31 protein-coding genes are annotated in these 24,761 nt (G+C 61.5%); 28 read left to right on the plus strand and 3 right to left on the minus strand.

The genetic code is table 11. The features are described 5' to 3' along the window. The first annotated feature begins 7 nt into the window (after window positions 1-7). The 24 genes from AC1RL5_RS08125 (at window position 8) to recX (ending at window position 19,419) form a co-directional block, all read left to right on the plus strand. On the plus strand, window positions 8-853 hold the full coding sequence (locus AC1RL5_RS08125) for a phage tail protein (protein WP_015634358.1): 846 nt from the start codon (window positions 8-10) through the stop codon (window positions 851-853). Further along, window positions 828-1,034 carry a tail protein X gene (locus tag AC1RL5_RS08130; protein WP_072451151.1) on the plus strand — a complete coding sequence of 69 codons (207 nt, stop codon included), beginning with the start codon at window positions 828-830 and terminating at the stop codon, window positions 1,032-1,034. Before AC1RL5_RS08125 ends, AC1RL5_RS08130 begins: the two co-directional genes overlap by 26 nt. A gap of 61 nt (window positions 1,035-1,095) precedes the next feature. Next, window positions 1,096-2,133, plus strand: a complete 1,038-nt coding sequence (locus AC1RL5_RS08135) for a phage late control D family protein (protein ID WP_093404390.1) — start codon at window positions 1,096-1,098, stop codon at window positions 2,131-2,133. A 49-nt stretch (window positions 2,134-2,182) separates the two neighbouring features. Next, the gene (locus AC1RL5_RS08140; protein ID WP_492589225.1) at window positions 2,183-3,319 is read left to right on the plus strand and encodes a glycosyl hydrolase family 18 protein; all 1,137 of its coding nucleotides are present in this window, start codon (window positions 2,183-2,185) and stop codon (window positions 3,317-3,319) included. 157 nt (window positions 3,320-3,476) lie between these two features. Beyond that, a complete protein-coding gene (locus AC1RL5_RS08145; RefSeq protein WP_103407661.1) occupies window positions 3,477-4,058 on the plus strand; it encodes a phage tail terminator protein in 582 nt (193 codons plus the stop codon). Beyond that, window positions 4,055-4,237 (plus strand): DUF2635 domain-containing protein, encoded by a 183-nt coding sequence (locus AC1RL5_RS08150; RefSeq protein ID WP_011059562.1) that lies wholly within the window; start codon window positions 4,055-4,057, stop codon window positions 4,235-4,237. The genes AC1RL5_RS08145 and AC1RL5_RS08150 overlap by 4 nt, the downstream gene beginning before the upstream one ends. Then, complete coding sequence (locus AC1RL5_RS08155) at window positions 4,237-5,733, plus strand: phage tail sheath subtilisin-like domain-containing protein (protein ID WP_072451147.1); 1,497 nt, start codon at window positions 4,237-4,239, stop codon at window positions 5,731-5,733. The genes AC1RL5_RS08150 and AC1RL5_RS08155 overlap by 1 nt, the downstream gene beginning before the upstream one ends. Window positions 5,734-5,799: 66 nt before the next feature. Further along, window positions 5,800-6,147, plus strand: coding sequence for a phage tail tube protein (locus AC1RL5_RS08160; RefSeq protein WP_011059564.1), 348 nt, complete (start codon window positions 5,800-5,802; stop codon window positions 6,145-6,147). After that, entirely contained in the window at window positions 6,144-6,440 is a 297-nt protein-coding gene (locus tag AC1RL5_RS08165; RefSeq protein WP_011059565.1) for a phage tail assembly protein, read from the plus strand. Before AC1RL5_RS08160 ends, AC1RL5_RS08165 begins: the two co-directional genes overlap by 4 nt. Window positions 6,441-6,570: 130 nt before the next feature. Next, on the plus strand, window positions 6,571-8,106 hold the full coding sequence (locus AC1RL5_RS08170; protein WP_072451146.1) for a phage tail tape measure protein: 1,536 nt from the start codon (window positions 6,571-6,573) through the stop codon (window positions 8,104-8,106). Continuing rightward, window positions 8,096-9,340: a DNA circularization protein gene (locus tag AC1RL5_RS08175; protein WP_072451145.1), complete on the plus strand. Its 1,245-nt coding sequence runs from the start codon at window positions 8,096-8,098 to the stop codon at window positions 9,338-9,340. The genes AC1RL5_RS08170 and AC1RL5_RS08175 overlap by 11 nt, the downstream gene beginning before the upstream one ends. Window positions 9,341-9,343: 3 nt before the next feature. Continuing rightward, window positions 9,344-10,384 (plus strand): phage baseplate assembly protein, encoded by a 1,041-nt coding sequence (locus AC1RL5_RS08180; protein WP_072451144.1) that lies wholly within the window; start codon window positions 9,344-9,346, stop codon window positions 10,382-10,384. Between the two features lie 109 nt (window positions 10,385-10,493). Then, window positions 10,494-11,000 (plus strand): phage baseplate assembly protein V, encoded by a 507-nt coding sequence (locus AC1RL5_RS08185; RefSeq protein WP_011059569.1) that lies wholly within the window; start codon window positions 10,494-10,496, stop codon window positions 10,998-11,000. Between the two features lie 2 nt (window positions 11,001-11,002). Next, window positions 11,003-11,401, plus strand: a complete 399-nt coding sequence (locus AC1RL5_RS08190) for a phage GP46 family protein (protein ID WP_011059570.1) — start codon at window positions 11,003-11,005, stop codon at window positions 11,399-11,401. Then, on the plus strand, window positions 11,391-12,431 hold the full coding sequence (locus AC1RL5_RS08195; RefSeq protein ID WP_093404373.1) for a baseplate J/gp47 family protein: 1,041 nt from the start codon (window positions 11,391-11,393) through the stop codon (window positions 12,429-12,431). The genes AC1RL5_RS08190 and AC1RL5_RS08195 overlap by 11 nt, the downstream gene beginning before the upstream one ends. Beyond that, entirely contained in the window at window positions 12,419-13,018 is a 600-nt protein-coding gene (locus AC1RL5_RS08200) for a YmfQ family protein (RefSeq protein ID WP_207239846.1), read from the plus strand. The genes AC1RL5_RS08195 and AC1RL5_RS08200 overlap by 13 nt, the downstream gene beginning before the upstream one ends. Window positions 13,019-13,033: 15 nt before the next feature. Beyond that, complete coding sequence (locus AC1RL5_RS08205) at window positions 13,034-14,659, plus strand: phage tail protein (protein WP_492589226.1); 1,626 nt, start codon at window positions 13,034-13,036, stop codon at window positions 14,657-14,659. Then, the gene (locus AC1RL5_RS08210; protein ID WP_083533707.1) at window positions 14,656-15,021 is read left to right on the plus strand and encodes a phage tail assembly chaperone; all 366 of its coding nucleotides are present in this window, start codon (window positions 14,656-14,658) and stop codon (window positions 15,019-15,021) included. Before AC1RL5_RS08205 ends, AC1RL5_RS08210 begins: the two co-directional genes overlap by 4 nt. A 50-nt stretch (window positions 15,022-15,071) precedes the next feature. Next, window positions 15,072-15,635 (plus strand): glycoside hydrolase family 19 protein, encoded by a 564-nt coding sequence (locus AC1RL5_RS08215; RefSeq protein WP_072451141.1) that lies wholly within the window; start codon window positions 15,072-15,074, stop codon window positions 15,633-15,635. A 75-nt stretch (window positions 15,636-15,710) separates the two neighbouring features. Beyond that, window positions 15,711-16,226 carry a hypothetical protein gene (locus AC1RL5_RS08220; RefSeq protein ID WP_492589227.1) on the plus strand — a complete coding sequence of 172 codons (516 nt, stop codon included), beginning with the start codon at window positions 15,711-15,713 and terminating at the stop codon, window positions 16,224-16,226. 269 nt (window positions 16,227-16,495) lie between these two features. After that, window positions 16,496-17,137 carry a hypothetical protein gene (locus AC1RL5_RS08225; protein ID WP_145712735.1) on the plus strand — a complete coding sequence of 214 codons (642 nt, stop codon included), beginning with the start codon at window positions 16,496-16,498 and terminating at the stop codon, window positions 17,135-17,137. Between the two features lie 169 nt (window positions 17,138-17,306). Further along, a complete protein-coding gene (locus tag AC1RL5_RS08230) occupies window positions 17,307-17,807 on the plus strand; it encodes a CinA family protein (protein WP_011059578.1) in 501 nt (166 codons plus the stop codon). An 83-nt stretch (window positions 17,808-17,890) separates the two neighbouring features. Beyond that, complete coding sequence (recA, locus tag AC1RL5_RS08235; protein WP_011059579.1) at window positions 17,891-18,943, plus strand: recombinase RecA; 1,053 nt, start codon at window positions 17,891-17,893, stop codon at window positions 18,941-18,943. An 8-nt stretch (window positions 18,944-18,951) separates the two neighbouring features. After that, complete coding sequence (recX, locus tag AC1RL5_RS08240) at window positions 18,952-19,419, plus strand: recombination regulator RecX (protein WP_041116266.1); 468 nt, start codon at window positions 18,952-18,954, stop codon at window positions 19,417-19,419. Window positions 19,420-19,459: 40 nt separating this feature from the next. Here the strand turns inward: recX and AC1RL5_RS08245 are convergent, their stop codons facing one another. Beyond that, complete coding sequence (locus AC1RL5_RS08245; protein WP_011059581.1) at window positions 19,460-20,578, minus strand: LOG family protein; 1,119 nt, start codon at window positions 20,576-20,578, stop codon at window positions 19,460-19,462. Window positions 20,579-21,021: 443 nt separating this feature from the next. Between AC1RL5_RS08245 and AC1RL5_RS08250 the strand changes: the two genes are divergently transcribed. Continuing rightward, window positions 21,022-21,216 carry a hypothetical protein gene (locus tag AC1RL5_RS08250; protein WP_011059582.1) on the plus strand — a complete coding sequence of 65 codons (195 nt, stop codon included), beginning with the start codon at window positions 21,022-21,024 and terminating at the stop codon, window positions 21,214-21,216. Here AC1RL5_RS08250 and AC1RL5_RS08255 read toward each other — a convergent pair whose 3' ends face one another. After that, complete coding sequence (locus AC1RL5_RS08255; RefSeq protein WP_011059583.1) at window positions 21,217-21,642, minus strand: quorum-sensing-regulated virulence factor family protein; 426 nt, start codon at window positions 21,640-21,642, stop codon at window positions 21,217-21,219. 191 nt (window positions 21,643-21,833) lie between these two features. Here AC1RL5_RS08255 and AC1RL5_RS08260 point away from each other — a divergent pair, with 191 nt between their 5' ends. Continuing rightward, entirely contained in the window at window positions 21,834-22,544 is a 711-nt protein-coding gene (locus tag AC1RL5_RS08260) for a tRNA-uridine aminocarboxypropyltransferase (protein WP_011059584.1), read from the plus strand. Here AC1RL5_RS08260 and AC1RL5_RS08265 read toward each other — a convergent pair. Then, complete coding sequence (locus tag AC1RL5_RS08265; RefSeq protein WP_492589228.1) at window positions 22,528-23,433, minus strand: DMT family transporter; 906 nt, start codon at window positions 23,431-23,433, stop codon at window positions 22,528-22,530. The genes AC1RL5_RS08260 and AC1RL5_RS08265 overlap by 17 nt on opposite strands. A gap of 238 nt (window positions 23,434-23,671) precedes the next feature. On the opposite strand from AC1RL5_RS08265, the gene erdR reads away from it, so the two are divergent. Both erdR and AC1RL5_RS08275 read left to right on the plus strand, forming a co-directional pair. Then, window positions 23,672-24,322, plus strand: a complete 651-nt coding sequence (gene erdR, locus AC1RL5_RS08270; RefSeq protein ID WP_011059586.1) for a response regulator transcription factor ErdR — start codon at window positions 23,672-23,674, stop codon at window positions 24,320-24,322. Window positions 24,323-24,397: 75 nt separating this feature from the next. Then, the gene (locus AC1RL5_RS08275) at window positions 24,398-24,760 is read left to right on the plus strand and encodes a diacylglycerol kinase (protein ID WP_011059587.1); all 363 of its coding nucleotides are present in this window, start codon (window positions 24,398-24,400) and stop codon (window positions 24,758-24,760) included. Window position 24,761: the final 1 nt, after the last annotated feature.

Genomic DNA, 24,761 nt, shown 5'->3' on the forward strand with positions numbered 1-24,761 from the left:
AGATCGCATGGCTTACATGGAGCAGCTGCAATCGGGGCTGGGTTCCCTGGTGGCGGCAGCGGAAGCGGGGCGGCGCAGTGCTGATGAAATGCTCGGGCCCATGAACGGTGCCATCAGCGACATCAGCGGCGCCGCCCTGGAGCTTGAAAGCCTGCCCGTTGTCGGGCCGGCGCTGGGCGCCAAACTGCAACGCACGATGCGCAGTATCGGTGCGGCGCAGTCGGTGGTGGGGGAAGTCGCGGCCAAGTACAGCCAGGCAGTGACCGTGGCCGGGCAGATGCAGCAGCGTCTTGGCGCCCTGCAGGAACAGGTGGCCAAGGCCGGCGCGGCAATCAATCGGATCGGCGGGCAGATCAGTCCTTCCCTGGGCAACATCTTCCCGACCGCCGCATTTGCCGAACAGACCACTCCGGCGGCCGAGGCGGTGAAGCCCTTCGCGCACCTGTTGATCCTGCAACCGCTCGGGGCGGGCGCCCAGCCTTACTACTTCAACGTCGATACCGCAGCCTTCGAGGCGCTGCGCCGGCAGAGCGGATTCCGCTGGGCCGGTCAGGAGCGCTTGAGCCGCAGTGTCGCCCAGCAGGCGGTGGGCCAGGGTGAAGAGCGGATCTCTCTCAAAGGCACGGTGTTTCCCGGGTTCAAGGGCGGCCTGGGGCAGTTGCAGACCTTGCGCAGCATCGGGCGGCGCTTGCAGCCGCTAAGCCTGACCACCGGCTACGGCGAAGTGCTGGGCACCTGGTGCCTGACCAGCATCGAGGAAGATCAGAGCCACCTGCTGGCCGGCGGTATCCCGCGCAAACAAGGTTTTTCATTGGAGTTCGTAAGCTATGGCGACGACTTGCAGAACGTCTGACGGGGATCTGCTCGATACCTTGTGTTACCAGTATTACGGCCACCTCAACGGCTGTGTCGAAGCGGTGCTGGACGCCAACCAGGGGTTGGCCGACGAGGTACAGCCGTTTCGCGCCGGGCTGCTGATCCGGTTGCCGGAGCTGCCGGCCCGGGCCGAGGCCATGGTCCAGCTATGGGATTGAGCCCCAACCCCTTTACCCAACCCCGTCGAGCACGGGGTTGGCTTTTTCTGGAGTACGGCACATGACCCCAGCGTTTCGCATCGTCGCCGATGGCCGGGACATCACCGCGCAGATCAACGACCGCTTGCTGAGCCTGCGCACCACGGACAAGCCCGGCCTGGAGTCGGATGAATTCGAGCTGCGCATCGATGACCGCGACGGCGCCGTGGCGCTGCCCCGGCGCGGCGCGAGCATTGAAGTGTTCCTCGGTTACGCCGGCCAGGAGCTGACTCGCCTGGGGCGCTACACCGTGGACGAAGTGGTGGTGAACGGGCCGCCCGATACGCTCGAGATCCGTGGCAAGGCCAGCGACATGCGCGGCAGTGGCAAGACCACCCGCAGCGGCAGTTGGGAGAACGTTGCGCTGCAGCTCATCGTCCGTGACCTGGCGGCGCGCAATGGATGGCAGCCGGTCTGCCCGCTCGTCATCAAGGTGCCGCGCATCGATCAGCTCAACGAGTCGGATTTCAACTTCATCACCCGCCTGGCCCGGCAATACGACTGTACCGCCAAGGTGGCCGAAGGCAAGCTGCTGGTGTTGCCCCGCCAGGCCGGGCAGAGCGCCAGCGGCAAGGCCCTGGGGGTTGTCACCCTCGGGCGTGGCGATGTCAGCCGCTACCAGTTCCGCCTGAGTGACGGCAGCACCCACAAGGCAGTGCAGACCCGGCACCAGGATCCCAGGAGCGGAAAGCTGCGGGTCATCGACCTGGGTAACGATGGTTCGCCGGATGATTCGCCCGCCGTGCACACCGACCGCCACCTCTACCCGAACCAGTCTGCCGCCGAGCAGGCCGCCAAGGCGCGCCTGGCGGCCTTCAACCGCAGCACCGCCAGCCTGCGCCTGGACCTTGCGGGGCGCACCGATCTGTTCGCCGAGCGAATGATCAATGCCCAGGGCTTCAAGGCCGGGCTCGACGGTGACTATCTGGTGGACTCGGTCGAACAGTTGTTCACCCAGGCCGGATGGACGACCACGGTCCAGTGCAACGGCGGCAAGCAAGGCAAGGCCAAGGGCAAGCCGCCCCAGGCCCGCAACCCCCTCAGGGTCGAGCAGCTTTGAGCCTTGATCCCATTCCCACTGACGGGGCAACCCGCCCACAGGAGTATTCATGAAACCAGGCATCACCCTGGCGATCCGGCATTTTCTCCGGACCTTGATCGCCGGTTGCAGCTTGCTGCTGGCCGCTGCCGCCCATGCGGCACCCTTTGTCCTGGCCTATACCGACGGCCAGGTCGAAGCGTCCTACAGCAATCTGCAGGCGTTCCACCGCAACCTGTCCGCCGTCGGCCTGGGCAGCACCTACGGCCTGACCGTCACCGGCAAGCTGCATCAGGACGGCATGAACGAAACCACGCAGAACATCATCCGCTTTGCCAAGAGCCAATCCCTGCCGCTGTACCCGACTGTTTCCGACTACAACGAAGGCATCGGCGCCTTCGACCCGGCTATTTCCCATTCCATCCTCAACGACCGGGCCTTGAGCGCCGGCACCGTCAAACAGTTGGTCAAGCTGGCCAAAGAGGGCGGATTCGCCGGCATCAACCTGGACTTCGAGAAGGTCGAACCCAGGAATCGCGCCGCGTTTTGCGCCTTCGTCAAAACCCTGGGCAACGCCCTGCATGCCGGCAACAAGAAGCTGATCATCAGCATCCCGCCCAAGCTCAGCGACACCGAGCCTGAGTACCTGCAGGGCTACGACTACAAGGCTCTGGGCGCGGCGGTGGACTACTTCCAGGTGATGACCTACGACCAGGTCGGGCCGGGCTGGAGCAGCGGCGGCTTTCACAATGAAGCCTGGCCCGGCCCCGAATCGGGCTTCGACTGGCAGCAGGCGCTGCTCAGTTACGCCGTTTCCCGAGTCCCGGCGAGCAAGGTCCTGGCAGGGCTGCCCGCATACGGCCAGGACTACAGCATCGGCAACCGGGTGCACTGGTCGGCCTATCAAGAAATCATTGCCGAGCACCGGGCAGCCACTCACCGGGATGCCGCTTCTGCGACGCCTTATGCCACCTGGGGCCCGGTCAAGAGCTTCGCCGATGGCGTGGAATGGACCCCGGAACGAGCGCAACCCGTGCTCTGGTACGACGATGCCGCCAGCATCAAGACCAAGACCGCCCTGGTGACCAGATTGGGCCTGGGCGGCACCAGCGTCTGGGCCATGGGCTATGAAAATGCCGAGTTCTGGGCCGCGCTGCAGTCAGGGCTCAAGGCCAGCAATGAGCTCTTGCCGACCGGGCGGGAGTGACTGGCCAGAGGGGCTCCGGAGCTGGCTGCCACAGGTTCTGCAGCACGCCTGGGGCCATGATTCCAGAGCGCTTTTGCGAAACCCGTCTCGACGGGTTTTTTCATGCCCGGCAGAAACAAGCCTCACCGCAGCCTCATCCCGTTCCAGGAGCCTTGTCATGAAACTTTCGGCTGTTCTCGATCAGCTACAAGCGCAGTGCCCGAGCTTTACCGGGCGCATCATTGTCGGCACCCATGCCGATTCTGCCTCAGGCGTTGGTGCGCCAATGCCAGTCGCCTATCTGGCGCCCAGCAACGATCTGGCCAGTGCCAGCGCCGGGCAGAACGTCATTCGCCAGACCATTCGCGACCGCTTCGAGGTGGTCCTGGCGCTTGGCGCCGCCGAGCCTGCAAAAGCGCTGAATCCGCTGCACGACCTACGCGCCGAACTCTGGCGCGCCCTGGTCGGTTTCAAACCCGGCGCCGAGTACAACCCGATCCAATACGACGGCGGTGAACTGGTGTCGTTCGACACCACCCGCCTGCTCTACCGCCTGCGCTTCTTCGCCGAGTTCCAGCTGGGGCGCAATCTGCCCGGCCAGCCGGCGGAAACCTGGCATGAGCGTGAACTCGACGGCTTGCCGTCCTTGACCGGGGTCACGGTGCGGATCGATGCCATCGATCCGGCGGACCCCAATCTGCAACGCCCAGGGCCCGATGGGCGCCTGGAGCTAACTTTTTCAGGAGAGCTGAAGCAATGAGCAAACGCATCACCGTGCTACCGGTCGCCGGCCGCGCCGTACCGGACCCGGAAGCGGGCGATCTGCTGCCCGCTTCCGGCCGTGAAGTGTCGGACAGCGCCTGGTGGCGCCGGCGTCTGGCCGATGGCGATATCACTAGCAAAGCCGTGAAAGCGGCGAAATCTCAAGGAGCCAAATAATGGCGATCGGTTTCAGCAATATCCCGGCGGACATCCGTGTGCCGCTGTTCTACGCCGAGATGGACAATTCGGCGGCCAATAGCGCGTCCTCGGCCATGCGTCGTCTGATCGTCGCCCAGGTCAACGACAACCAGGCTGGCGACGATCTCGGCAAACTGGTGCTGGTGTCCAGCGTGGCCCTGGCCAGGAGCATCGGCGGCCAGGGCTCGATGCTCGCTTCGATGTACGAAACCTGGCGCAAGACCGACCCGGTGGGCGAGATCTGGTGCCTGCCGCTGCACAGCACCGAGGGCAGCGTGGCCAAGGCCGAGCTGAAGATCAGCGGTAGCGCCGGCGCCGCCGGCCTGCTCAATCTGTACGTCGGTGGGGTGCGGGTGCAAGCCTCCATCGTCAGCGGCGCCAGTGCCGCACAAGCGGCCAGCGCCCTGGCCTTGAAGGTCAACGCTGCAGTAGATCTGCCGGTGACCGCCACCGCGGCCGAGGGCACTGTGACCCTGAACGCCAAGTGGACCGGCGACAGCGGCAACGACATCAGCCTGCAACTCAATCGCCTGGGCAAGAGCAATGGCGAAGAAACCCCGGCGGGCCTGACCCTGGTGCTGGGCAAGATGGCCGGCGGCACCGGTGTGCCGGATCAGGTCGCGGCGCTGGCCGCCCTGGGCGACGAGCCGTTCGAGTTCATCTGCATGCCCTGGACCGATACCGCCAGCTTGAATGCCTGGCAAGCGGTGATGGACGACAACACCGGCCGCTGGTCCTGGGCCAAGCAGCTGTTCGGCCATGTCTACAGCGCCAAGCGCGGCACCGTCGGCACCCTGGTGGCGGCCGGCCAGGCACGCAACGACCAGCACATCACCATCCAGGCCCTGGAAACCGGCGTGCCCCAGCCGGTGTGGGTCCAGGCCGCCGCCCTGGCGGCGCGGACTTCGGTGTTCATCTCCGCCGATGCCAGCCGTCCGACCCAGAGCGGCAGCCTGCCGGGCGTAGACCCGGCACCGGCCAGCGAGCGCTTCACCCTCACCGAGCGCCAGTCGCTGCTGAGCTACGGCATCGCCACCGCCTACTACGAAGGCGGCTACATGCGCATTCAGCGGGCGATCACCACCTACCAGAAGAACGCCTACGGCCAGGCCGACAACTCCTACCTGGACAGCGAAACCATGCACCAGTCGGCGTTCATCGTGCGCCGCCTGCAAAGCGTGATCACCAGCAAATACGGGCGCCACAAGCTGGCTGCCGACGGCACTCGTTTCGGCGCCGGCCAGCCGATCGTTACCCCGAGCACCATTCGCGGTGAGCTGATTGCCCAGTACGCCAAGCTGGAGCTGGAGGGCCATGTGGAGAACGCCGAGCTGTTCGCCGAGCACCTGATCGTCGAACGCGATGTGCAGGACCCGAGCCGGGTCAACGTGCTGTTTCCGCCGGACTACATCAACGGCCTGCGGGTATTCGCGCTGCTCAACCAATTCCGCCTGCAGTACGACGCGGCGGCCTGAGCCGGACCTGCATCGCTGCGCTTTTTCAGCCCGCCTTGAGCGGGCTTATTTTTTGGGAGAAACAACATGGGTCAACTGATAGCGGGCACCTGCTACGTCAAAGTGGACGGCGCTCAACTGACCATCAGCGGCGGCTGCGAAGCACCACTGATGGCCGTCAAGCGGGAAACCGTGGTTCCGGGCTTCTACAAGGAAACCGACCTCACGCCGTCGTTCAAAGTCACCGCGCTGCACACCCCGGACTTTCCGCTCAAGCAACTGATCGAAGGCGTCGACATGACCGTCACCTGCGAGTTCGCCAACGGCAAGGTCTACGTACTGGCCGGTGCCTACCTGGTGGACGAGCCTATTGCCAAGGGCGACGACGCCAGCATCGAGCTGAACTTCGAAGGGCAGAAGGGGACCTGGCAATGAGCAACACGGTGAAGCTGCAGGTGCCCATCGAGGCCCACGGCGAGCCCCTGGCCGAACTCAGCCTGCGCCGCCCGACGGTGCAGGAAGTGCGAGCGATCAAGGCGCTGCCGTACAAGATCGACAAGAGCGAAGAGGTCAGCCTCGACATGGACGTCGCGGCCAAATACATCGCGGTCTGCGCCGGCATTCCACCGTCCTCGGTGAACCAGCTCGACCTGGTGGACCTCAACGCCCTGAGCTGGGCGGTGGCGAGTTTTTTCATGAGTGCGGCATCGCAGCCATCGCCGACCTGATCGCTGTCGCCTATGACCTGGCCTGGTTCTGGAAGGTTGACCCCGAACAGATGATGGCCAGGCCACTGGATGTGCTCCGCGAATCCCTGGAGCACGCGCAACGGATCAATGCGATGCAGCAGGTGCAGTGATGGCGTATCGAAAAAGAAACAAGACCAAGGGCCGGCGGCCCAAGCAGACAAGACAGGCCAAACCGGCAGCACCTGTGCAGCAGGTCAAAGCCGAAACTGAGGTGGTCAAGCCTGCTGTGGCCGAGAGCGCAAGCAAGGCCGTCGACCCGGAGCTCACCGGCATTCGCCAAGTGGTGGGCAAGTTCAGGAAAAGCCTGGAAGAAAGTGGCCTAGGAAATCTCGATCTTTCAGGATTGTTTTCTGGGCAGGGCCTATTGACCCCCTTTGTTGCGGGCATGCAGTCGGCGATCAAGGCGCAGAACATCCAGGCTGTAACGGCCGCCGCAGTCAGGGGGGAGGTAAGTCCGGAGAACGAGCTGGGCAATACCGCGCTAAACCTCAAGCACTTTGATGAGGCAGTGGAAAGAATCACCCTCAATGTGGGGGTTGCACTGTTGCCGGCCATCAACAGCATTGTCACGGGGCTTCAGCCCGTACTGACATCGGTCGGTCAATTTGTCGCTGATAACCCCGGGTTGGTGGAAGGGCTCGCGGCCGCCGCAATCGCTTTTACAGTGGCAGCTTCGGCGGCCACGGTCTTTGCTGCACTGTCCTCGCCTATAGGTTTGGCGATGCTGGCGATTGCTGCGGTAGCCGGTGTGGTGGTGGCCAATTGGAAGCCGGTTTCGCGGTTTTTCATCCAGCTGTGGGGGAAGATTTCACCCACGATCATGTCCATGGTCGGTCTTTTCAAGGAGGTGTTCGCCTGGACGCCCATTGGGCAATTGATTGCCAACTGGGGGCCGGTTAGCGCTTATCTGAGCGCCCTCTGGCAAGACTTTAGCGCCGGTACCGGGCGGGTGTACCAGGCGTTGAATCTGCTCTTCAACATGAGCGGGTTTGGGTTGCTGATCAGAAACCTGGAGCCCATCAGAGAGGCTGTCCAGGTGATTTTTCGCAGCCTGCGAGAGGTTTTCGAGTGGAGCCCGCTTGGCTTGATAAGCAGTAACTGGCAACCCGTGGTAGGCCTGTTTGCAGCGATCTGGGATCTGATCTGGGCGTTGTCGATCACGGCAAAGAACAACGTTGCCAGTCTGTTCAGTTGGTCACCCGGTGAGGGGATGAGAAAGGACCTCGACGGTTTGATCCAGTGGTTCTCTTCGTTTCGTGAGCGGCTGGAAAAGGTCCTGGAGCCAATCCGCGAAAAGCTCCGAGCGACCTTTGGCAATTTGCTTGTCAGTGTCACCGGGAGCATCAATTCGCTGACCGAGAGTGTGGTGGAGCACAACAACTCGGCAAACCGGGGTGAGGACTCGCTGACCGATACACCTTCTCCGCTGCTGACCCCGGGCAATTTGCCGCAAAGCTCCAGTTCGCTGCTGCAACAGGCTGCGGCCAACAATCGCACTCGGCTTGAAGGCGGGCTGCTGCTGCGCTTTGAGAACGCACCTCCCGGCCTGCGCGCCGAACAGGCCACGACCAATCAACCAGGCTTGAACGTGGCTTCGACCCTGGGCTATCGCTCACTTTCCCTAGGAGGTTCCCATGGCGGATAACTGGCGTGATCGTTTGTTGCCCGCATCCTTTCGCGGCGTGCCCTTCTGGGTCGACCAGGCGAAAACCCCGGTGGGGCAAAAAGGCCAGTTGCATGAGTACCCGCAGCGCGACCAGCCGTTTTTCGAGGGCCTTGGCCAGCAGGCGAAAGTCCATGACCTGACGGCCTTCATCGTCGGCGCCGATTGCCTGGAGCAGCGCGACAGGCTGCTCAAGGCCCTGGAGGAGGGCAGCGGCGAGCTGGTGCATCCGTGGCTTGGACGGATGCAGGTCAAGGTCGGCGAGTGCGAGATGACCCAGAGCCGCCAGGACGGCGGCCTGGTGACCTTCAGCCTGAAGTTCTACCCGGACCAGCCGCTGCGCTTTCCTTCGGCGGTGGTCAACACCCAGCAGCAGGTGCTGGTGGCCAGCGATACCTTGCTGGGCTCGGCGGTGCTGCGGTTCGAGTTCGCCACCAACCTGATCAAGCAGGCGCGGATCGGCGTGGATTCGCTGCGCAAGGGATTGACCGAGGTGTACGCGGTCATCGAACACGAGTTCAAGCCGCTGATCGAGTTCTATGGCGACCTCAACACCCTGGTCAAGGCGGTCAAGGAAATACCCAAGGAGCTGAGCACGGAGTTCAAGGGGTTGCTGGAGGATGTACGCGGGCTCAAGGATTTTGCCCGCACCGGCTATCGGCAGATGCTCTCCGATATTTCCCAGCAGGTGGAGGCGGCCAGGCGCATCGATGCGCCCAAGCTGACCACCGGCAAGGACACCACCGCGGCGGCCGAGGCGGTAGCGAACCTGGTCCAGGATGCGTTGCTGGTGCAGATCGCCCGGTTGGTGTCGGCCTTGCCGGTGGCCACCCCGGTGGTCAAGCTCCAGAGCACGCCGCCCCTGGCGCAGCAGGCCAGCCAGCCGGTGCAGCGCCTGGAGGTGCCGGTGGCCGACGATGTACTGGCCCTGCGTGACCAGCTCAACGAAGTGATCTGGCAAGCCGCGCTCAAGGCCGACCCGATGCATTACCAGGCGCTCAACACCCTGCGCCAGCAACTGCAGGGCCACCTCAATGCAGTGGCTTCGTCCGGGGTACGGCTGGTCAGTCTCAGCCCCAAAAGCAGCATGCCGGCGCTGGTCCTGGCTTATGAGCGGTTTGCCGATGCGACGCGGGTCGGTGAAGTGGTACAGCGCAACCGGGTGGCCCATCCGGGCTTCCTGCCGCCGGCCGATCTGCAGATTGCGCGGGAGTGACCCATGGACGAATTGGCAAATATCGTCACCCTGACGGTGGACGGGCTCGACTACAGCGGCTGGAAAAGCGTGGAGATCACGGCGGACCTGGAGCGCCAGTTTCGCACCTTCAGCCTCAACATCACCTGGCAATGGCCGGGGCAGGACAGGCAGGTGCGGATCCGCCCGGGCGCCCGCTGCCAGGTGCGCATCGGCTGCGACCTGGTGCTCACCGGGCATGTCTACAAGGCGCCGGTCAGTTATGACGGCAGGCAGATCAACCTGAGCATCCAGGGCAGCTCCCTGACCCAGGATCTGGTGGATTGCGCGGCCATCAACCGGCCGAGCCAGTGGCGCCAGCAGGATGTGCTGAGCATCGTCCGCGCCCTGGCCGGCTCTTACGGGGTGGGGGTGCGCAGCGAGATTGCACCCACCAGCAAGTTGCACACCCACAGCATTGTGCCGGGGGAGACGGTGTTTGCCTCCATCGACCGCTTGTTGACCTTGTACCGGGTGTTCTCCAGCGATGACGCCGACGGCGACCTGCTGCTGGCGGCACCGGGCAGCGGCGGGCGCGCCAGCGATGCCCTGGAGCTGGGCAAGAACATTCTTTCGGCCAATGCAGCGATGGATTTTTCCGCGGTGTTTTCCGAGTACCGGGTGATCGGCCAGCACAAGGGCAGCGACCAGAGCAGCGGTGTCGCGGTCTGCGAGGTGTCCGGCCAGGCCAGCGATGCCCGGGCTTCGCGCAAACGGGTGACGGTGATCAACGAGGCGGCGCAACTGAGTGCGGAACTGGCTCAGCAGCGGGCTGACTGGGAGTGCGGCACCCGCACCGGCAAGGCGCTGACCACCACCTATCAGGTGCAGGGCTGGCGCCAGAGCAATGGTGATTTGTGGCGACACAACACGTTGGTGCGGGTCATCGACCCGGTGTTGGGTTTCGACCAGGACATGCTGATCTCCAAGGTCACCTGGTCGCTGTCCGACCAGGGCTCCATCACCACCTTGCAGGTGGCGCCGCCGCAGACCTTCGATGCCAACCCGACACCCGCAAAAAACTGAAACCTGCGCCCAACCGCAGGAGCCGGCTGGCCGGCGAAGGCACCCGGCACGAAACCGCGCAATCCCTGTTCGCCGGCAAGCCGGCTCTTCTCCCCCCAAGGAACCCAGCATGAGCCTACTGACACGCCTGTTGGCGCGGGGCACCGTGGTGCTCGCCCATTCGGCCAACAAATTGCAATCGCTGCAAATGCGCCTCACCGCCGGCGAGGTCAACGACGACATGGAGCATTTCGAGCCTTACGGTTTTACCAGCAACCCCCTGGCCGGCGCCGAGGGCATCGCCACCTTCCTCGGCGGCGATCGCTCCCATGGAGTGGTGCTGGTGGTGGCCGACCGGCGCTATCGCCTCAAGGCCCTGGCCGCCGGCGAAGTGGCGATCTACACCGACGAGGGCGACAAGATTCACTTCAAGCGCGGGCGGGTCATCGACATCGACACCGCCACCTTGAATATCCGCGCCAGCAGCGGCGTCATCATCGACAGCCCGACCCTGAGCATGAGCGGCAAGATCGTCTCCCAGGGCGATCAGGTCGCCGCCGGCATCAGCCAGATCAACCACGTCCACAGCGGCGTGCAACCCGGCCCGGGGCAGACCGGCGCGCCGGTGGGAGGTTAAGCATGTTCGCCACTTATGACCTGAAGAACGCCCTGACCCGGGCTGTGGAAATCAGCCTGTTCACCTGGCGCCGCGCCGCCGATGACGACGCCCTGGATGACGATCAGCGCTACGGCTGGTGGGGCGACAGTTTTCCCAGCGTGGCCGACGACCGTATCGGCTCGCGGCTGTGGCTGTTGCGCCGGGTCAAGCTGAGCCGGCAGACCCAGCTCGATGCCGAGTTCTATGCCCGCGAGGCCCTGCAGTGGCTGATCGACGATGGCCACTGCAACGCCGTGGAGATCATGACCGAGCGCCTCGATGCCCAGCGCCTGAACCTGCGCACGGTGCTGATCCTGGCCGACGGCGAGCGCCTGGACATCAACCCCATTCACAGTTGGCAGGTGACCTATGCCGTTTGAAACGCCTTCGCTGCCGGTGCTGATTCAGCGCACCCAAAGCGACCTGGCCAGCGATTCGCTGCGCCAGTCCGATGCCCAAGTGCTGGCCCACACCCTGAGCGGTGCCGCCTTTGGCCTGTATGGCTACCTGGATTGGATCGCCGAGCAGATCCTTCCGGACAAGGCCGATGAGTCGACCCTGGAGCGCATCGCCGCGCTGCGCCTGAACCAGCCGCGCAAGACCGCCCAGGCGGCCAGTGGCAGCGTCAGTTTCAACGCGGCAGCTGGTGCCGTGCTGGATCTCGGCACCCTGTTGCAAAGCAGCGACGGTCGCAGCTACACAGTGACCGCCGCGCGCACCACCAGCGCAGGCCTCAACAGCACCACGATCCAGGCCGTCGACGGCGGTACCCTGGGCAATGCCGATGCCGGCCTGGAGCTGACCGCGGTGCAGCCGGTGCAGGGCATCAGCAACTCGTTCACCGTCCTGGCCCCGGGCCTGAGCGGTGGCGTGGCCCGGGAAAGCCTCGAATCCCTGCGCTCGCGGGTGATCCGTTCCTATCGGATCATTCCCCATGGCGGCTCGGCGGACGACTACGAAACCTGGGCCATGGAGTGCCCGGGCATCACCCGTGCCTGGTGCCGACGCAACTACCTGGGGCCAGGCACGGTGGGCCTGTTCGTCATGCGTGACGACGACCTGCAGCCGATTCCCAATGCCGAGCAGCTGGCGCGGGTTCTGGCCTATATCGAGCCCTTGCGCCCGGTAACCGCCGAAGTGCATGTGCTGGCGCCAGTGATACAGCCGGTGATCTACCAGGTGCGCCTGACCCCCGACACCAGTGCGGTGCGGGCCGCGGTCGAGGACCAACTGCGCGACCTGCACAGCCGCGAGGCCGGCCTGGGAGAAACCCTGCTCCTGAGCCACATCCGCGAGGCCATCAGCAGCGCCACCGGTGAACAGGATCACCGCCTGCTGGCGCCGCTGGCCGATGTGCCGGCAAGCAGCAACCAACTGCTGGTATTTGGAGGTTGCCAATGGCTGCAATAAGAAGCGCCGCCCAGTACCAGGGCCAGCTGCGCAGCCTGCTACCCAGCGGCCCGGCGTGGGACCCGGAACGGGTGCCGGAGCTTGAACGGGTGTTGCAGGGCATCTCCCAGGAGCTGGCGCGCATCGACGCCCGGGCCGTGGACCTGCAAAACGAAATGGACCCGGCCAGCGTCAGCGAACTGGTGACGGATTGGGAAAAGGTCATGGATCTGCCCGACCCCTGCCTGGGCCTGACCCCGCTGTTCGAAGACCGGCGCCTGGCCGTGCGCCGTCGTCTGTTGGCGGTGGGCAGCCAGCGCGCCGCCTACTTCGTCGAAATCGCCCGCAGCCAGGGCTACCCCAATGCCAGCGTCACCGAACTGAGCACCCCACGCATGGGCCGCTCACGTTTTGGTCACGCCCATTTCGGCACCTGGCGGGCGAATTTCATGTGGACCCTCAATACCGGCGGCCGCCTGCAACTGGGCCGGCGCTTCGGCGCGAGCTATTGGGGCGAACGTTTTGGCATGAACCCGGGCAGCGCCCTGGAATGCCTGATCCATCGCAGTACACCGGCGCATACCCAGGTGTACATCAACTATGAATAGAGAGGATTGGACAACGTGGACTATCCGAAAAGTGTGCCAAGTGTTGGGTTGGTAAATGGGAAGTTTGTCGACGAGAACCCGGTGACTGGGCAAGTCGGCTCACTGATTTCCTCGGAATGGGGAAACGCGGTTACCGACGAATTGCTCAATGTGATTCGTGCGGGTGGGAAGGAGCCGGCCGAGGCCGAGCATGATCAGTTGCTGGCGGCGATCAAGGCGATCGTTCGGGATTCAATTCCACCGGAGAAAATCCGCACCACCTTGGCCGAGTACGGGATTACCGATGCTTACACCAAGTCGGTGACCTACACCAAGGCGGAGATCGAGGCACTGTTGAAAAACATGTCGGCCTTGCCGGTGGGGGCCATGGTGCCGTTTCCCAAGGGGACGGTGCCGGCTGGGTTCCTGGAGGTGGATGGCAGTGTGCAGAGTGCTGCGACCTATCCGGATCTGGCGGCTTATCTGGGGACTACGTTCAATACGGGTGGGGAAGGAACGGGTAAATTCCGCTTGCCTGAGTCACGAGGGGAGTTTCTGCGGGGTTGGGATCATGGGCGGGGCGTTGATTCTGGACGCGTTCTGGGCAGTTACCAAATCGATCAGATGCAAGGGCACATACACGAATATCGTTTCAGAATGGGTGTAACCGCATCAGCAGGAATTACATCGACCTCAGTTGCATGCTCTCATGCCGGCAGTGGTACTAACCTCGGCTCCTCAGGTGTAACGGACTCGGCTAACCCATTTATGGTTGGAGGAGCCCTGCCTGATGCTGCAAATGGCACACCGCGGACAGGGGGGGAAAACCGACCTCGCAACTTGGTGGTTATGTGGTGTATCAAGGCCTGGAACGCACCCGTCAATCAGGGAAACATCGACATTGCCTCTCTGGCTTTGGAAGTCCAAGAGCAAAAACCAATATCGATTGTAGGTGGGTATAGGAGTCTGTCGCTTTCAGCCTCGGGGGGGGGCGCGCAGGTGAATGTTTCGGCTGACCAGTTGATCGTTGGTGCGGGTGGGCTATTGCGTTCACTGAGTGGGATCAACTTGAGCTTTAGTGGCCTGACTGTGGGAGAAAACGGGATAGATGTCGGCGAGTTGGCCCCATCAACCTGGTATAGCGTTTGGGTGATTTGGAACGGTAACGCTCCGGCTGGCTTGCTCTCGCTGAGTGCAACAGCCCCAAAGTTGCCGGCCGGCTATACGCACAAGGCACGAGTCGGTTGGATTAAAACTGATGCGACGGCGAACAAATATCCGCTGAACTTCATACAGCGCGGGAATCGTTGCAGTTACAGAGTAACGCCCGGCAGCAATGTCCCTGGCAATGTCGTCATTTCGGCTGGAGTGCAGGGGCACATCAGCATTCCGACCTATGTCGCGATTCCAGTAGCGCCATTTGTGCCCCCTACAGCCGTTACCATTCATATGGCGATGACGGGGACCAACAGCACGCAAATGGTTGCTCCCAATGATGGTTATGGTGGGTACACGAGCCTCACAAATCAGCCATTGGTGTTTTATGCAGCATCTCAACACCTTGCGCAGTACCAGCTACAACTGGAAGGCCCGAACATCTATCGCGCCGCTCAGTACGCCGGAGATCGTCTTACTTGTTTGGGATGGGAGGACAGTTTATGAGTTATGCAGTTCGTAATGATGGCCAGGGATGGCGAGCGGTTTCGGGGCCTGACAACGTGGGAAACGATGAGTGGTACTGTATCGGTATTCCCCCTGATCCAGTTCCGTCACCTCTGACAAAAGAAGAGCTGGCTGCTACCGAACGCTCCTATCGTGACCAAGAGCTGGCGCGGGGCGTGTGGCTGCGTGACCGTCACCGTGATCAAACTGAGATCGCGATGGTTACCACGCTTTCTGCTGATCAGTTCATACAGTTGCTCGTGCATATGCAGGCCCTACGAGACTGGCCTCAGTCGGCGGATTTTCCAGATGCCAATTTCCGGCCAGTAGCGCCAACCTGGATGGCTGAACATATCTCATAAACGCCCCGCACCGTCGGGGCGTTTTCTTATCCCATTTACAAACACCGACCATGCCAATCACCGAACAACAACTGCAACAAATCATGCCTAACGCCCGCCGCCAAGCGGGCGTTTTTGTTTCTCCACTCAATACCGCCATGGCTCACCGGCAGATCGATACGCCGAAGCGCCAGGCGGCCTTTCTTGCCCAGATCGGCCACGAATCCGGGCAACTGCTATATGTGCGCGAGCTGGGCAGTGATCAATACCTGAGCAAGTACGACACCGGCACGCTCGCGGCACGCCTGGGCAATACACCGGAGGCTGACGGCGACGGCCAGCGTTATCGCGGGCGTGGGCTGATCCAGATCACCGGGCGCAGCAACTATCGCCAGTGCAGCCTCGGGCTGTTCGGTGATGAGCGCCTGCTGGAGTTGCCGGAACTGCTGGAGCAGCCGCAATGGGCCGCCGAGTCGGCGGCCTGGTTCTGGGAGCGCGGCGGACTCAATGCCCTGGCTGATCGCGATGAGTTCAATAGCATTACCCGCCGCATCAACGGTGGTTTGAACGGCTTGCAGGATCGCCTGCAACTCTGGGCCAGGGCGCGGGCGGTGCTTTGCCTGCCCGTGGTCTGAATTCCCTGCCTGATTGGGGGCTGATGGTCGCGGATCGGCAGGCCCATTTCTTTTACGGATAGCAGGAGTGGCTTGATGAACATCAGCGGTTGGCTGGCCGTAGCCCTGGCGGCTGCGTTGCTTTATGCCCTCGGTTTTGTCGGCGGCGCCGGCAGTGAACGCACTAAACACCAGCGCCTCGACGAGGCTCGGCTGCAGCAATCCTTCGAACAAGGCCGGGCCCTGGGCACGGTCAGGGAAAAGGTGGTGGTCGAGTACGTCGACCGTATCGTCAAGGTCTATCAGGCGGGCGCCACCATCACCAAGGAGGTTCCTGTCTATGTCTCGAAAGCGGCTGATAGGGCCTGCGTTGTGCCTGATGGTTTTGTCCGGGTGCACGACGCCGGCGCCGCCAACCTGCCCGTGGCCGGAGGCCCCAGCGTCACTGATGGCGCCGCCTCGGGCCTTGCACTCTCTACCGTCGCCGCCAGCGTCGTCGACAACTACAGCGAATGCCACGCCAATGCCGAGCAATTGAAGGCGTTGCAGCGGTGGGTGCGCGAATCCCAGGCTGTGCTGCGTAGCTCTACGGGGACGTTGCTGCAGCCCTGAGAGCAGGTTGCCGATTCACTCTCCGGCTCCACTGGAGCCGACCGGATTGGGTCGCATCCAGGTGGAAGGGAGGAGTGACAAGGTGACGGCCAGTGATAGCCAGTAAAAGTGCTATCGCGTCAGCGATGCAGGACATTGGCTTATGGCCTCGGGTACTTGGGGATTTATATGAAGTTCGCATTATTTGGCCGTTTCAGGACTGCCGAATGCGCGCGGCTTTGTTTGAAAAATGAGCATGCACGCTCGGAATGAGAACTACTGGAGAAGTTATGCAGAATACTAAAAACATCTTGCTGATGAGCTTGTTTGCACTGATCGGGATTTCCTTCAATGTGAGTGCAGAGACGGCCATGTCGTGGAACCTGGCAAGGGATGTAATGCTGGCCAAGGAAAGTGTCGTGGCGAACTCGCCCTGGACATTCATGCAGAACACATCAGGGGTGAACAAGCCTGAAAACTATACGTTGCTACCTTTCTTCAAGGCGGACGACTGCACTGCTCAACCTGTGACCTGTTGGCAGGACCCGGTATCAGGGGCTCACGTATCGGTCCACTTCAAGACTTATATATTCACTGGAAACGGCAGTTTTGTTATCGCTCCGGGCAATGTGGCGTTTCACCCCGGGAAAAATAGCCAGACGGTTATCCGCTGGAGCAGCCCGGTCGTTGGTGAGGTAAATGTTCTCGGGCGTGTCAACAGCATTCACGACAGCTGTGGCGATGGGGTTGCCTGGTCCCTGAATTTGGATGACTCGGTTCTTCAGTCGGGTAGCTTGGCCAGAGGTACGGGAGCTGTTTTTTCGGTAAGCAAGGTGCCTGTCAGCAAGTTGTCGTCCATCTATTTTGTCCTGGACAAGAAGGCCAATTACTCTTGTGATACCAGCACCATCGACATGCTGATCACCAAGTGACGTGCCTGTTTCAGTGGTTCTGGAGGCCGCGCGTGATTGTCGAAGCTGCGCAAGGGAGATAAACCGGTCCACGAGTACTCAACTCTGATTCCGATCTGACAGCCTGTCACTTGCAAGCCACTTAGCCTGGTGTACGGTAAGCACACGCCAGCCCCATCAGGAGAGGATTGTGAAAGAAATCACCCAGCTTGCCGCTGAACTCGGCAGGCGTTTGCAGGTTCTGAATGCCCACGTCACCACCGCGGAGTCCTGCACCGGGGGAGGCATCGCCGAGGCGATCACGAGGATTCCTGGCAGTTCGGCCTGGTTCGAGGCCGGTTATGTCACCTATTCCAATCGCCAGAAGACCCTGCAATTGAATGTGCCGGCCGATTTGTTCAATTCGGTCGGCGCTGTCAGTCGTGAAGTGGTCGAGGCCATGGTCCGTGGGGCACAGGCCAGGAGTCATGCCCATTTTGCCGTGGCGGTCAGCGGTATCGCCGGGCCGGATGGCGGTTCTGCGCAGAAGCCTGTGGGCACTGTGTGGCTGGCCTGGGGGGCGGGAGAGACCCTGACCACCGAGTGCCGGCACTTTCCGGGAAATCGCGATGAGGTCCGCCGACAAACGGTGAAGGCCGCGCTAGAGGGGTTGCTGCAACATGCTGCGGCAGAAATCGCAAATCAGGGGTAGGCGATCCTCGAACGCTGTGGAATAATACTGGCTACTTATACAGGTGTTGGCCGTCAGGCCTTATTGATTACGTGAGGACTTTAATGGACGACAACAAGAAGAAAGCCTTGGCTGCGGCCCTGGGTCAGATCGAACGTCAATTCGGCAAGGGTGCCGTAATGCGTATGGGCGATCACGACCGTCAGGCGATCCCGGCCATTTCCACCGGCTCTCTGGGTCTGGACATTGCTCTGGGCATTGGCGGTCTGCCAAAAGGCCGTATCGTTGAAATCTACGGCCCTGAGTCTTCCGGTAAAACTACCCTGACTCTGTCGGTTATTGCCCAGGCGCAGAAAGCCGGTGCCACTTGTGCGTTCGTCGATGCCGAGCACGCACTGGATCCGGAATACGCCGGGAAGCTGGGTGTGAATGTTGACGACCTGCTGGTTTCCCAGCCGGACACCGGCGAACAGGCCCTGGAAATCACCGACATGCTGGTGCGTTCCAACGCCGTTGACGTGATCATCGTCGACTCCGTGGCGGCCCTGGTGCCCAAGGCTGAAATCGAAGGTGAAATGGGCGACATGCACGTGGGCCTGCAAGCCCGCCTGATGTCCCAGGCGCTGCGCAAAATCACCGGTAACATCAAGAACGCCAACTGCCTGGTGATCTTCATCAACCAGATCCGCATGAAGATCGGCGTGATGTTCGGTAGCCCGGAAACCACCACCGGTGGTAACGCGCTGAAGTTCTACGCTTCGGTCCGTCTGGACATCCGCCGCACCGGCGCGGTGAAGGAAGGCGACGAAGTGGTGGGCAGCGAAACCCGGGTCAAGATCGTCAAGAACAAGGTGGCTCCACCGTTCCGTCAGGCCGAGTTCCAGATTCTTTACGGCAAGGGCATCTACCTCAACGGTGAAATCATCGATCTGGGCGTGCTTCACGGCTTCCTGGAGAAATCCGGTGCCTGGTACAGCTACCAGGGCAACAAGATCGGTCAGGGCAAGGCCAACTCGGCCAAGTTCCTGCAGGACAACCCGGAAATCGGCAACGCGCTGGAGAAGCAGATCCGTGAAAAACTGCTGACTGCATCGCCAGACGTCAAAGCCAACCCGGTCAAAGAGACCGAAGACGATATGGCCGACGCTGATATCTGATTGATCCAATGACCGCCGTACTCGATACCCTCGTCGCGGTGCGGCGAACCGCAATGGACCTGCTCGCAAGACGCGAGCACGGTCGGGTCGAGCTGACGCGTAAACTGCGTCAGCGCGGCGCCCCTCCTGAAATGATCGAAGCAGCCCTTGACCGTTTGACGGAAGAAGGCCTGCTGTCCGAATCCCGTTATCTCGAAAGCTTTGTTTCCTATCGTGCACGGTCCGGCTACGGGCCCATGCGTATTCGCGAGGAACTGGGCCAGCGCGGCTTGCAGCGCAGCGATATTGATCTTGCGCTGCGCGAGTGCGGTATCGATTGGCAGGAACAATTGCGTGACGTCTGGCAACGCAAGTTTGCCGGGCAGTTTCCTGCAGATGCTCGAGAGCGTGCCAAGCAAGGGCGTTTCCTGAGTTATCGCGGGTATTCCATGGACATGATCAGCCGCTTGTTGAGTGGCCGGGGCATGGACGACTGACGCCGTACCCGCTGCATAATGCAGCGGGCTATGGCTGGGGTCAGTTGGCTTTGCTGGTTTCTCGTGCCCGTTGCGTTGTTTGAGGCTGAGGCCTGGCCCAGTTTTCCGGCAGGTTGATGAAGTCGATTAGCTCGCGCAGGCGACCGTTGTCGCGAGCATTGAAGGCGAATGACAGTCGCGCCAGGTGGCTGAACTGCACTTCGTCGTGTTCCTCCCCGCTGTAGGCATGCTGTTGAAACTGGCCACTCAGGCACAGGTCGGCGAATGCTGTCTGCATCTGCTCCAGCGCCTGCTCATTGAGGTTGTAGTTCATGCGGATGACGAACTGTTGCTTGAGCCAGCGGCTGGAGTGGAAGTTGGCATAGAACTGCTGGATTTCCTGCACCGCTTCTTCAGTGCTGTGCACCAGGCGCACCAGCTTCATGTCACTGGGCAGAATGTAGCGATTGGCTTCCAGTTGGTTGTGGATGAAGTCCAGCGCGCCTTGCCAGAACTGTCCACCCGGCATGTCTAGCAGTACCACGGGTACCAGCGGGCTTTTGCCGGTCTGAATCAGGGTCAGTACTTCCAGAGCTTCATCAAGGGTGCCAAAGCCGCCAGGGCAAAGCACCAGTGCGTCGGCCTCCTTGACGAAGAACAGCTTGCGGGTGAAGAAAAAGTGGAACGACAGCAGGTTCTCCGTACCGCCAACGGTGGGGTTGGCATGCTGCTCGAAAGGCAGGGTGATGTTGAACCCCAAGCTGTGCTCCAGGCCTGCACCATCGTGGGCGGCGGCCATGATGCCCCCGCCGGCCCCGGTAATGACCATCAGATCCGAGCGGGCCAGGGCCGCGCCCAGCTCTCGGGCCATGGCGTATAGCGGGTGTTCACTGGGGGTGCGTGCCGAGCCGAAGACCGTCACTTTGCGTCGGCCCTTGAACTGTTCCAGGACACGGAAGGCGTGCTCCAGTTCGCGCAGGGCCTGCAGGGTTATCTTGGCATTCCAGCGATTGAGGTCATCCTCGGCCATACGCAGGACGGTGAGCACCATGTCGCGGTAAAGAGGAAGATTCGGGCTGTTGGGGGCTATCTGGTTGAGTTGCGCTTCGACCTGGTTCGTCAGGTCGACGCCGTTGCTCTGAAAATGACGACTTAACAGGTCATTCGATTGGTAAGGCATTCAGCTTCTCCTTCTGCACAGAACCTTGCGCACGATCGAGATATTCGAATGTGCCACGACACTGCCTGTGTCGCTGCCTGCTCAGCCCAGCGAATGAGCGAATTTCCGGACCCGATCACAGCTGACAATCGCTGGGCAGTGTTGGGGTCATCCACAGAGGTCCTGCTTTCCTTTATTTGAGAACATTTGCACAGCAAGACGCACAAGGACGGCCTCCTCAACCGTCCGCAAGCTGTTTCGGACATGGCTTGATCATGTGCCCATAAAGTCTTGGCTGGCAACCGCTTGTTCGCGGTTTTCCCCAGGCTGGCACCGCTGGTCAGGAGGGGCGGCAAGGGATGACGGCTCTGATTTACTAAGGTGCAGCGTCTGGCGCAGGAGCAGGGGCCGGAGAGAGGCAGGCGGGTTCTGGGCCATGCAGGCCCAGAGCAGGGAGGCAGAGGATGACCATTGTCACGCTGGAGATTGATCCGCAGTTGTATCAGTTGCTGCAAGCCGCCGCCGCTGACCATCAAATAAGCCTGGAGGATGAGTGCCGGCGCCGATTGGCAGCACAGGAGCGGCCATCGCGATACCTACAGGCCCTGGTCGCCGAGCTGCGCGCCGATGATCAGCAGCGGCGCGCCGCTCGTTCGTGATTACTTTTTCTTGGGCGTGCTTTGCGCCGGGCAATCCGACTCCTGAAAGCGCGCCGAGGCCACTGGGCGATTGGTGCGGTTTTCAGTGAACTCGTAACGCATGATGGCGCCTTTGGCCATCAGCTTGCGGTAGTTGGGGTTGCGGCAGACGCTTGCCCCAAGTTGCAGGTAGACCGCCTTGGGATTGGCGCGCATCTGCTCGGCATGGCCAGACTGCACGCTGAGGTGGTTGATCAGTTCCTTGCCTTCAACGGTATAGCCCTGGTCGAGAATGTTCTCGTTGATTTCCCGAGGAGTGCCGACGTTGCTTTCCGCAGCGACCTTCTCCAGCATTTTGCCCAGTTCGAATTCTTGCAGGGACGCAGCTTGGGCACCCAGGGGCAGGGCCAGCAGAAGGGCGACGGTAGGAATGGTAAAGCGCAACATGAAACTCTCCTGGTGCAGTGACTGATGCTTCGACCAGCCACTCGACTGTGCGTTCAGTGGCGACGAATTATAGGGGGAGAGGCCGCAGGGCGGTACAGGTTTGAACAGATAGCTCTGATAAACTTGTCCGACTTTTTACCCTCTTGAGTGTTTGTCGTGTTGATTTCTGTTTCTTGCTGGCATGTCCTGCGATGAGTCATGCGGTTTCCCGTCTACGTGATCTGCGGATGGCGCGCGTGGCCAAGCCCTTTTTCGCACGCGGCTCACGGGCTGAACGCTGCCCCCGCTGCCGAGTGATTCCCAGCCATTGCCTGTGTGCCTGGCGACCGAAAGTCGTTGCCCGGTCAGCCATGTGCCTGGTGATGCACGACGTCGAACCGCTCAAGCCGAGCAATACCGGTTGGCTGATTGCCGATGTAATCGGCGACACAACGGCGTTCAGCTGGTCGCGTACTGAGGTCGATCCGCAACTGCTGGCGTTGCTGGCCGACCCGCAGTGGCAGCCTTATATCGTGTTTCCGGGCGAGTTCGTCGCGCCCGAACGGGTGGTCAGCGAAGTCAGGCAGGAGGAGGGCAAGCGGCCGCTGTTCATTCTGCTGGACGCTACCTGGAGCGAGGCGCGCAAGATGTTCCGCAAGAGCCCTTACCTGGAGCACTTGCCGGTTCTCAGCCTGTCCCCGGAGAAGCTCTCGCGCTACAAGCTGCGTCGCTCCAAGCGTGATGATCACTTCTGTACCGCTGAAGTGGCGGCGTTATGCCTGGAGCTGGCCGGCGATGAGCAGGTCAGCCAGGTACTGGATGCCTACCTCGATGTGTTCAGCACCCATTACCTGTCAGCGAAGTTCCAGAAGGCCATCGATCCGGATGACGATGTGCATGCCCGGCTCAAGCCCTTTGTGTAGTCGTGCTGGAATGAGGCTTTTGTGGCCATAGCTGGGCTACCAGCATGCCGCTGAGCATCAGCGCGCAGCCGAAGTAGCCGCGGGCCTGCAGCGACTCATCCAGCAACCAGGCCCCGGCAATGGCGGCAAATACCGCTTCCAGGGACAGAATGATTGCCGCGTGAGAGGCGATTGCGTCCTTTTGGGCAATCACCTGCAAGGTGTAGCCGATACCGACGGCCACCACCCCGCCATAGAGAATGGCCGGCCCGGCGCCGACAATCGCTTCCCAGTGAAGCGGTTCCAGGCACAACGCCAGGATCAGGCTGACCACCGCGCAGGTAGCAAATTGCAGGAACGCCAGGCGAATCGGGTCATGACGGCCGGCGAAAACTCCCACCAGAATCACGTGCCCACCCCAGACGAAGGCGCCAATCAACTGCAGCCAGTCTCCCGAGGCAACGTGGAAGCTGTCGCTGACGCTCAGCAGGAACATGCCCACCACCGCCAGCACGGCGCCGAGCCAGGTACCCAAGCCAGTCTTGTGGCCAATCAGCAGCCCCAGAAGCGGCACTACAATGACATAGAGCCCGGTGATGAAACCTGCATTGGTGACGGTGGTGAACATCAGCCCCACCTGTTGCAGATTGATGCCCAGGGCCAGGGCCAGCCCCATGAGTACGCCGCCCAGTAGCAGCCCACGATTGAGCAAGGGTTCGGGCTGACGATCCGTGGGTGTTTTACGCAGCACCAGCGGCAAGAGGCAGAGTGAGCCGAGGGCGAAGCGCAGGCCGGAATAAAGGAAGGGGCCGATATGATCCATACCGGAAGTTTGTGCGACAAACGCCGAGCCCCAGATCACTGCGGTAATCAGTATCAGGACATCGGCACGCAAGGCTTGGCTGCGCATGATGGCTCTCTTATTAGTTAGCCAGCTAAGATGCCGCAAAGCTTCACGCTTGACCACCCTGGCTTGGCTGGGCATGCTTGGCGCCGATTAGGGCGCCGGCGCTGTTTGAACCACTGTTTTGCTCAGGCTTTTCGCGGCGTTCGTGCTCTTTGGGTGCGGTATTCTGGCGTGCCTCCGTGTTGTTTTGGTGAGGGCTGAATGCATCAGTCCTGCCATGAAAAACAGGATCATTTGAAAAATGGCCACATACGAAATCCTGATTGCCGATGATCACCCGCTTTTTCGCAGTGCACTGCATCAAGCTGTCACCTTGGGCCTGGGCCCTGATGTGCGTCTGGTGGAAGTGGCAAGCATTGCCGAACTGGAAGTGCGACTCACCGAAAAATCCGACTGGGATCTGGTCCTGCTGGACCTGAACATGCCCGGTGCCTACGGTTTTTCCGGTCTGGTGCTGTTGCGCGGGCAGTACCCGCAAATTCCGGTGGTGATGGTTTCGGCGCAGGAAGAAGCCTCCGTCATGGTGCGCTCCAGAGAGTTCGGCGCCAGCGGTTTCATTCCCAAGTCCAGTTCCCTGGAAGTCATCCAGCAGGCCGTGCGCAGTGTGCTCGACGGTGATGTCTGGTGGCCGCCCCAGGCGTTTGAAGAGGTCAGTGTCTCAGCCGAAGCCAAGGCCGCCAGCGAAGGCCTGGCTAGCCTGACGCCCCAGCAGTTCCGGGTTCTGACCATGGTCTGCGAAGGGTTGCTGAACAAGCAGATTGCCTACGAGCTGAGCGTGTCGGAAGCCACGATCAAGGCCCACGTGACGGCGATCTTCCGCAAGCTCGGGGTGCGTACCCGGACCCAGGCAGCGCTGCTCTTGCAACAACTTGAGTCAATTTCCAGTCATTAACCGGCTGTTTGTTCACGCTTTTTTGACTTTGGTTGAACTAGCTTCCCCACTTCTTTTTCTTCAGTTGCCCAGCTTATGTCGCCTTTCAAAGGTCAAACCGGTCTTAAACGTATCCTTAACGCCGCCGGCTATTCGTTCGATGGCTTGCGCGCGGCGTTCACTGGCGAGGCGGCATTCCGTCAGTTGGTGCTGCTGAATGTGATCCTGATTCCCCTGAGCTTCCTGCTCAATGTCAGCCGGGTCGAGCGTGCGCTGTTGATCGCCGTGTGCCTGCTGGCGTTGATCGTCGAGCTGCTCAATTCGGCGGTGGAAGCGGCCATCGACCGTATCTCCCTGGATCGTCATCCCTTGTCGAAAAATGCCAAGGACATGGGCAGCGCGGCGCAGTTTGTCGCTCTGAGCATGATCACCATCGTCTGGGCAGTGATCCTGATCTGAA

It is taken from the genome of Pseudomonas sp. GW822-FHT06D10 (assembly GCF_058799535.1).